The 8,880-nt window shown below is 67.9% G+C and carries 4 protein-coding genes and 3 pseudogenes; 3 read left to right on the forward strand and 4 right to left on the reverse strand.

The annotated features are described in order from the left end of the window. Positions 1-1,537: 1,537 nt before the first annotated feature. Positions 1,538-2,320, reverse strand: a pseudogene (locus tag JL475_RS37175) (serine/threonine-protein kinase); the annotation flags it as partial. 65 nt (positions 2,321-2,385) lie between these two features. Continuing rightward, positions 2,386-2,775, reverse strand: a pseudogene (locus JL475_RS40885) (XRE family transcriptional regulator); the annotation flags it as partial. A gap of 506 nt (positions 2,776-3,281) precedes the next feature. Between JL475_RS40885 and JL475_RS37185 the strand changes: the two are divergent. After that, complete coding sequence (locus JL475_RS37185; protein ID WP_237409371.1) at positions 3,282-3,518, forward strand: hypothetical protein; 237 nt, start codon at positions 3,282-3,284, stop codon at positions 3,516-3,518. A gap of 54 nt (positions 3,519-3,572) precedes the next feature. On the opposite strand, the gene JL475_RS37190 is transcribed toward JL475_RS37185, so the two are convergent. After that, on the reverse strand, positions 3,573-4,841 hold the full coding sequence (locus JL475_RS37190) for a PIN domain-containing protein (protein ID WP_202282636.1): 1,269 nt from the start codon (positions 4,839-4,841) through the stop codon (positions 3,573-3,575). A gap of 183 nt (positions 4,842-5,024) precedes the next feature. On the opposite strand from JL475_RS37190, the pseudogene JL475_RS37195 reads away from it, so the two are divergent. Beyond that, positions 5,025-6,433: pseudogene (locus tag JL475_RS37195) on the forward strand (IS1380 family transposase). A gap of 220 nt (positions 6,434-6,653) precedes the next feature. Continuing rightward, positions 6,654-7,706 (forward strand): PIN domain-containing protein, encoded by a 1,053-nt coding sequence (locus JL475_RS37200; RefSeq protein ID WP_202282638.1) that lies wholly within the window; start codon positions 6,654-6,656, stop codon positions 7,704-7,706. Positions 7,707-8,100: 394 nt separating this feature from the next. Here the strand turns inward: JL475_RS37200 and JL475_RS37205 are convergent, their stop codons facing one another. After that, positions 8,101-8,493 (reverse strand): hypothetical protein, encoded by a 393-nt coding sequence (locus JL475_RS37205; RefSeq protein ID WP_202282640.1) that lies wholly within the window; start codon positions 8,491-8,493, stop codon positions 8,101-8,103. Between the last annotated feature and the right edge of the window lie 387 nt (positions 8,494-8,880).

Here is an 8,880-nt window from a genome sequence, read left to right on the forward strand (position 1 = left end):
AGAGACGACACCACCCCGCCCACACCCGGATCAGTAAATCCCCAGCTCAGCTGTCCCCTGGAAGGAGCCGCACCCAAGGCCGTTCCCATAACAGTGGAACAGAGTGGGGTGTACCGCTCCATGACAGCAGCATCCGCCGCATGCACCACCCCATGTCAGTGACCTCGCTCTTTCTCCACGCCCGACCAGTGAGGACATCCCGGCCTGATGTGCCGTCACTGACACTCACCCACTGACACCAAACCGGCACATCGCACCCCGGCGGGCACGAGCGCCGCAGGCCCTCGAAGCCGGCGGCACCACCTGGCTCACCCGCAAGACCGGCTTGGCCACGGCCGTGGTCATCGCGCTTGCGACCTGCACAGGTTTCAAAAATCAGAACCCGCCCGAGGCCCACCTACCCACGCGCCCGATGACCGGTTCCGTGGGGATTGACACCCACCGCCGCCCGATAGAGGGTGCCCGGCGTAGAGGATCACGGCTGGAACTGGAAGATTTGTCGGGCCGATTGGCCGCATTCGAACTGGAACACAGGGGACCAAGCTCTGTCGTCGCCGTCCGGGGAGCCGACGCAGAGGTCCTTCCTCTGGCCTTCTTCTGGCACGAAGCGGAGATGCGCGGCCCTGAGGCGGAAGCCTCCGCCGTGGGTGCTGACCCTTTCCAACTCGAACTGCTGAGCCTCCAGCAGTCCATGGTCGCGGCAGGGCGCGAACCTGACACTTGCTCCGTCGATGGCTGCCGCGCTGGTGACCCCCAGGCAGGACTCCGGCTCGGAGTCCTTACCACGGATGGTGATTTTGTAGAGGCCGTCATCTTCCTGCAGCGTCACTTTGATGCTCTCGCTCGTGGTGCACGCCGTTTGGTAGAAGAAGCGGTCGACGTCAGCGGCGGGGATCTCTTGGTCCTGCCGTGTAGCCAGACAGCGCCCCTCGGCCGTGCGCATACGGTAGGTACCTGGCGGGAGCGGAGGCTTGGGGGCTGCAGAACGAGAGGCCACACGCGTCGACTGCGACCTTGACGGCGAAGCGTCGCCCTTGGGGTCGTCGTCGGAGTTGTTCATCCAGAGAGTCAGCGCGCCAAGGGTGAGGGCGGCGAGGACAGTGGCCGTACCCGCCGCGAGGACGGTCCTCTTTCGTAACGGCCTGCCTGCGGGGCGGCCAGCCGACAGGGAAGCAGCGTCCAGCGCGGTGCGGGCCGTGGCGGGTGCTGTCTCGTTCTGGGAGGTCTCGGGTTCCTCGCGGTCCTTGCCGCTGGTGCTTTCGTTCGCGCTGACACTGGTGTCGGTGAGTGTGTTCTGGGGAGTGTCGTTGGGTGTTTCGCTGTCCGAGCTGGTTGCAGTGTCCGTGTCTTCGGCGGTGTCCTGTAGGGCTTCTGCCGCTTCACTGGCGGCTGGTGCTGCGGGGTTCGCCCTCATGCCGCCAGTAGGACAGTCCCCACCGCCTTCCCCATCGGGCCGGGCAGAGGGAGCCAGGGGTGTGGCGGGTCCCTGCTCCTCGGAGGCGACCAGGGTGGGTGTGGACCGGTCCGGGTCCGACAGGAACAGGTCCAGGAGCCTCTCGGGTGTGGGTCGGTCGGCCGGGTTCTTGGACAGGCAGGCGGCGACCAGGGAGCGCAGGTTCCGCGGCACCGCGGAAAGATCCGCAGGCTCGTGCACCGATCGGTACATCAACCCCATGGGGGTGCCGGCGCCGAACGCACTGCCCCCGGCTGCCGCGACAAGGACGGCACCGAGCGCGAACACATCGGCGGCGCCACCGACTTCGAGGCCCAGTGCCTGTTCGGGCGCCAGGTAGCCGGGAGTACCGAAGGCCGCTCCAGTTGAAGTCAGACGGGTGGACTCCACGACCCGTGCGATGCCGAAATCAAGGACCCTGGGGCCGTCCTCGGCCATGATGATGTTCCCGGGTTTCAGGTCCCGGTGTACGAGCCCGCAGGCGTGAATGGCCTGGAGAGCCTCCGCCAGGGCGGCGCCCAGCAGCCTCAGCCGACTCTCGTCCATCGGCCCTTGGTTCACGAGCAGCTCGGACAGCGTGGGGCCGGGGATATACGCGGTGGCCAGCCAGGGCGCTTCTGCGTCCGGGTCGGCGTCCACCACCGGGGCCGTATGGAAACCGCCGACCCTGCGGGCAGCATCGACCTCGGCACGGAACCGCTCACGGAACTGCTGGTCGGCGGCCAGCTCCGGGCGTGCCACCTTGACGGCCACAGCTCGACCACCACGCGACCGGGCCAGATAGACCGTTCCCATGCCACCCGCGCCCAGCTCTCGTTCAACGGTGTAGGCACCGATCCGCTGCGGCAGGTCCGCGCCGATCCCCATCCGCTACTCTCCTCCCCCGCTGCAACACTGTGCTTCAGTATGGCGCCGACACTCGACCTCGTTCGGGTGAGGTGACGGATGCGGGCGTCGTCGGTGCTGCCGGGCACGGAAGTTGTGAAGCCGAAGCGGGCGCGGGTGTCGACGACCAGGCCGGTGCCGGTGGCGGCCTGGCGGCGGGCGCGCTCGCGGATGCGGGGCTGCCACCGGGCGCATACGGCATCCTCCAGGCGCTGCGCGAGGTCGGCGCGGGGCCGGCGGATCTGGTCCTTCACATACCGCTCCACGGTGCGCTGCGAGACGCCGAGCACGTCGGCCACCGCGCGGGTGCCCTTCATCTGTCTGACCAGGTAGCGCATCTGCGCACCGGCCGACGTGGGGATGGGGCGGGTGAACGCCTGCCGCACGGCCCGCTCGAGGCCGGTCTTTGACGATGCCCATCGGGGGTCTCCGTTCATGACCGGCTGTGGGGGCCGCCGTGCGGCGTCCAGGGCCGGGCCGGGGGAAGTGCCGGCGCCGAAGTGCTCTCCCTCATCCACACCCCCGAGCAGACCAATCACTCGCCGGCCAGCGGATCAGAACTCACGCAACTGAGACAGCATCACCCCTCACGCAATAACGCCCCCACGACAGCGATACCCACGGATCTCTCACCCTCATGACAGTGGCCCCACGCCCCTAAACCGCCACCGACCAGCATCAACACACCCAGGCCCACTGTCACTCACCCCACTGTCCCGAAACCGAGAGATCGCACCTCATCGACCGGTGCCTCCTGGACCCGGCGGGCAGCGGACTGCAGGTCCTGGAGGGCCGCACGCGCGTCGGAGTGCTGTGCGGCCGCCTCCGCGAGCAGCTGCGCGTCGCTCCCGACCACCAGGCGTGGGTCGGGCGTCCGTGAGAACCTGCCGCGTCTCGCTGCGTACGCTGCGAGCATCGAGGTGTTTTCGAGGAAGAGCTGCGGATGACCCCGGCCCCGGCCGTGGTCGGCGACGATCAGGCGGTGGGGCTCCGCGAGGCCGCCGAACACCACCTGCCCGGCATCACCCTGGCCGCGCTGCGCTTCGCCCGCGCCAACGACCCGACCTTCCCCGGCTCGGCAGGCAAGCGCGGCGCCGAACTCCTTTACCGCGTCGGCGACCTCAAGAAGTGGGCCCGCAACCGGCCCCGCGCCGCCACTGGCACCACCGACCTCGACTGATCGGTTCACCAGGACCAATGTGGGCCAGGCGGGCGAGGACGCCGGCAGCCCTTCCTACTGCTCGTTGTCGGCCTGATTCCACAGTTCGCGGACACGCTCCGCGATTCGGTCGTTCAGCTCATGGGCCGCTGCGGTGTCGCCGAAAGCGTTGCGCATCGCGTCCTCGACCGGAGACATCTCCGGGGCGAGCTGCTTCGCGAGGCCGGCCAGGGTGACCTGCATCGCCGGAGTGTTCATCAACGAGGCAAGGTGCATTCTCCCCATGCGCGTCAGACGCTCCTCCGTCGTCTCGGGGAGCTCCGGCACATTGGGGACGTCCTCCTCCGAGATCGGCCCCGGCCGCCGGAAGTCGAGGACCGTCATGGCCTGGTCCACCGCCGTGCTCAGCAGGACCCGCGTCTCCCAGGCGTACCCCCGCTCATGCACCTCGCCACGGACCATCCTGTCGTCCCTGAGCAGCCACCGCACCCAGGCCGTGAAGTAGTGGTGACCGCCGACCTGGTGGCCGCTCACCTCTAGCACCTTGTCCAGCGCTACCGCTGTCGGAGACCAGCTGCCGGTTTCCCTGCGCATCCTCCGCGCATCCCCGTTGGCGGCCGAGGGCATCGGCGTTCCGCTGACCACCCGGTAACGCCTCGAGGCATTCCTCGTCGCGGCCAGGACCGTGGCGTGGCTCTCCTCGGTGTCCAGCAGCTCACGAACGTCCTCCGCTCTGGCCTCCACCTTCGTGGCGAACTTGGTGACGACATCGTCAAGCGACGTGAACAGGTGGAACCGGTGCTCCATGTCGGCGATGTCCTTCTGCATCTCCGGCAGGAGCTGGCCGTCCTCGGACATGTCCGAGTCCTTGCTGACGAAGTAGACGGTCTCGTCCTTGTGTGCCTCCGCGTACTCGACCGCCGTCAGCCAGATAGCGGCGTCCCGGGCCCCCGTCTTGTGCTTGCCGCTGTTGACCGTCTTGCACGGGGCGATCTGGTTCGTCTCCCGGTACAGGGCCTCCTGATAGGCCCCGTGGGACGTCTCCAGGACTTCCGTGACGGACGAATACTTCTCCCGCCAGTGCCTACGCACGTGCTCCGCCGACCACCGCTTGGGATGGGGGACGTGCTCCCAGGGGGTGGCCTTCCGGAGGGCTTCAACCGCCTCCATCGCCGCCTCATGCTTCTTGGCGTAGCTCAGAGCCTCCTGCGCGGCGATCTCCTCAACCGCGATCCACGGTGTGCCTACGCGCTCGACCTCTGCGGCCCGGATGGCGCGGAGGATGTCCGCGACGGGGCCCCGCAGGGAAACCCCCTTAATTATGTTCGCGTCCAGGATGATCAATTCGGGGCGCTCCGTCTCTCCCTCAGCTCCGAGTCGTACGGGCCCACCCTCTCAACTTCTGATCCTCGATCCACCGCGTGACGGCCGGGCTGTGGACGGGGAAACGAAAAGAGGTGCCCTCTGACCTGGGACAATGGGAGTTCTCACGCTTCCATCAGGCCCAACCAGCAAGGCACCTCGTAAGTGAAATCCTCCCACAGCCCGACGCGGGTGTTCGCCGCGTTCGACGACCCGAATCTGATCGCGCATGCCGGGCTGGTCCCGGCCGTCCGGCTGGCCGAGCGGTGCGGCCTGCCCCGGCTGGTGTCCGAGAAGGTCAGGCTGACCGGCGTGAAGAATGGTGCGGGCACGGCCGCCGACGCGAAGGCGATGTCCGTCGTGGCCGGGATGCTGGCCGGTGCGGACAGGGGGCTGCCCCCTGCGGGGACATCGATGACCTGGACGTGCTGCGGCACGGCGGTCTGCCGCGTCTGTTCGGCGGGGTGCGGGCCCCGTCCACGCTGGGCAGCTTCCTGCGCGCCTTCACCTGGGGACACGTACGCCAACTGCAGTCCGCCACACGGGCCTTCCTCTGCAACCTGGCGGCGCACACCGGACTGGTGCCGAAGACGGACGAGGTGGTGTTCGTGGACATCGACTCCAAGGTCAAGCAGGTCTACGGGCCGGCCAAGCAGGGCGCCTCCTTCGGCTACACCAAGGTCCGCGGCCTGCACTTCCAGATCGTCACCGTCAAAACGGGCACGTGTGCGCCGGTCATCGTCGCCACCCGGCTGCGCAAGGGCTCGGCCGGCTCGGGCAAGGGGGCCGCCTCGCTGCTGCGCGAGGCCCTGGCCACGGTGCGGGCCATGGGCATCACCGCGCAGATCATCGTCCGTGCCGACTCCGCCTACTTCTCCCACAAGGTCGTCGCCGCCTGCCGCAAGACCGGTACCCGATTCTCCCTGGCCGCCGCGGTCACCAAGACGATCCGCACGGCCGTCGAGACGATCGACCCCGCCGCCTGGACACCGATCAAGTACACCGACGCGATCTGGGACGACGAGGAGCAACGCTGGATCTCCGACGCCGAGACAGCCGAAATCCCGTTCACGGCTTTCACCAGCAAGAAGAAGGCGTTCCACACCACCGCCCGGCTCATCGTGCGGCGCGTGAAACGGCTCAACCCGAAGACGGTGCCCGAGGGGCAGAGTGAGCTGTTCGCCGTCTGGCGCCATCACGTGATCTTCACCGACAGCCCGTTCGTCCTGGCCCAGGCCGAACCGATGCACCGCGAACACGCCCAGGTCGAGCAGGTCTTCGCCGACCTGGAGGACTCCGCGCTCGCCCATCTTCCGTCAGGAAAGTTCACCTCGAACGCCGCTTGGCTCACCCTGGCGGCCACCGCCTACAACCTCACCCGGGCCGCCGGCCACCTCGCCTCCGCCTTCCACGCCAGGGCACGGACCGGCACCATCCGCCGCCACCTCATCCACGTCCCGGCCCGGATCGCCACCGGCGCCCGCCGCCTCACCCTCCACATGCCCCAACGCTGGCGCTGGGCCGACGACTTCACCGACCTGTGGACCGCCACCGGGCAGCGGATGCAGACCTGATCAGCCGGATCCCCGCCCGTCCACGCTCTGGAAGACCTCGGAGAACCCGCCACCGGAACGGCCATCCGGAAAACCGCCCTGCCCGGAACCGAAGATCCACCCCGAAACCAATCACACCGCGTGATCAGAGATCACGCGGTGGATCGAGGCTGATCACTGGGGTACGCAGAATCTGCGGACGACTCCACGGGCGTCAGCGGTGATGACGACACTTACCTCCATGACACTCAATCGTGCCGATTCGGCACCGCCGCCGTCGGTCCCTTCCGGAGCGGCAATCAACCCGATGGTGCTGGACCAGCCGATACTGCTGCCCGTCCTCGACACCAACGCGCTGCTGGTAGAAGCCTGCTCCCTGGCCAAGAGCGGCGGCCAGCAAGACAAGTTCACCGCGCTGGCCCTCACCGGCCGCGCCGCCCCGTACATCGCCGCGCACGTCCCCGGTGAGATCGACGAGCACCTGGCCAAGGTGGCCAACCACCACGAGGTACCGGAGAGCCTTGCACGCCGTGCGCTCGAACAGCGGATACTGCCTTCTGTCCGGGTGGTTGACCTGGAGATCCGTGACCACCTCTCCCCGCAGACCCGCCACATCCTGCGGGTCGACCACGAGATGCCACGGAGGCACCGGGGCGACTCGGACGACGCGCCCACGATGGCGCTTGCGGAGTTCCTCGCCCCCTGCGTCATCGTCACCCAGGACGGCGTCTTCTCCCGTTTCGGAGTCGCCGTCATCGACTGGATCCCCGTCGTCCAGAACGTGCTGCGCATAGCCGGCCTGGAGGCTACCGCCGCGAACGCGCTGCTGGTCATGGACTGGGCACTGCGCCTGCTCGGTGCGGGCGCCCGCCGCCTTGCCGTCCTTGCCCGAAGCAATCCGCTGGCAGCGATGACCGCCGTGGGCGCACTGCTGTGGTGGTGCTACCAGAAGGGCTACCTCACGCGTGACAACTGGCGCCGCTGCCTCTCCCAGGCGGGCAAGGCGACAACACCGCTGCTGGAGCTGGCGAACGCCGGGATGACCGAGCACCGAACGCTCAGCGACTCCCTCCTGGTGGTCCAGCCCCCGCCCTACCCCACCACCGAGCAGCTCGCCGCCCGGCACCTCGCGCGCTGCGGCCGGCCCCTGACCCCCGGCGAGCTGCGCGACGCGCTCGCCCGGCGCGGTCATACCGTCTCCGTCGCGCAGCTGAAGCGGGACATGACCGCCCACGCCGCGTTCGTCCGCGCCCCAGGCGATCGGTGGGTCATCGGCCGACCGGCACAGAAGTGACGAGCTGGGACACACAGCGCTGCCACGAAGTCGCGGGAGGGAGGCGTTCGGAGACCCAGGGGCTACACGCACGCCAGTGCGATGCCGCAGCTCAGAGACCCCGGGCATCGCACCTCAGTGCGTGTAGGCCGCTGGGAGCGGGGCCGCTGGCCCCGGACAGCGAAGGACCCCGGGCCGCCCTGCGCCCCGGGGTCCTGTCGCCGGTCTCACCGCCGCGGCTCACCAGTCGTCAGGTGCGCTGTCCACCCACGCGATCGGCCGGCCTTCGCTGTTGCGGCCCCAGTGTGGTTCCTCCATCGAGGTCTCGTGCCCGTCGGGCAGGGCGCAGATCCGTCCCCAGCGGCCGTGCTTGCCCGGACAGATCCCGGATGAACGGGTCGTGGGCGACAGATGGCTATTTGGGGGCTGTGAACGAAATGGTGCCCGTTCCCTTGAAGTACTTGCCGTCGTCGAGCTTCCCGAGTTCTAGTTCGAACGTCCCCGGCTTGAGCCCCTTACCGATAGCGGCCTTCTCACCCGCACGGCACTTGATTGTCTCGCTGCCGATGTCGGTGTTGATCCCGTGCGTTGCCCGCAGCAGCACGGTCATGTCCCGCTTGGGATAGTTGCAGTTCTTGACGGTGAAGTGGACAGAGCCACCGCCGGTCTTGAATTCGGGTGTCAGCCAGAGGTGGCTGTAGTTGAAGTTCACCGTCCGGCTGGCAGCGTGGGCCGGTGCAGTCTGCAGGATGCCGAGAGCGCAGGCGCAGCACAAGGCGACAGAGACTCGCGGCAGATACCGCTTCACGGAATGAGCATGGTTCATACGACCCTCTTTCGGAGGATAGGACACCCAGAGGGTCAATCTTCTCGAACCCGGCATCAGGGAGGTATCACACACGAGTGACAGTGGTCCGATGACGTTGTCCATGAGGCTGCGGGCAGGTCTCCCGCACCCGGTTGCAATCAGCAGCTCGTCCCGTCGAACGGCATGCAGGTTGCGAACCTGACCGTACGCGCCCCCATTGTGGTGCTCGGGTCATGCCGCCCACTCCAGTCCGAGTGCAGCCAGCTGCTGCACCTTGTCGGCGGTCAGCTTGGCCCGCCTGGTCTTGGTGTTAGCCCGACTTCATCAGTAGGTAGGCACACGTGGTCGGCGGATTCGCGGGCTGGCCTGCGAGAATGGCATGAGGAG

This window comes from Streptomyces sp. M2CJ-2 (assembly GCF_016757295.1).
Classification (GTDB): Bacteria; Actinomycetota; Actinomycetes; order Streptomycetales; family Streptomycetaceae; genus Streptomyces.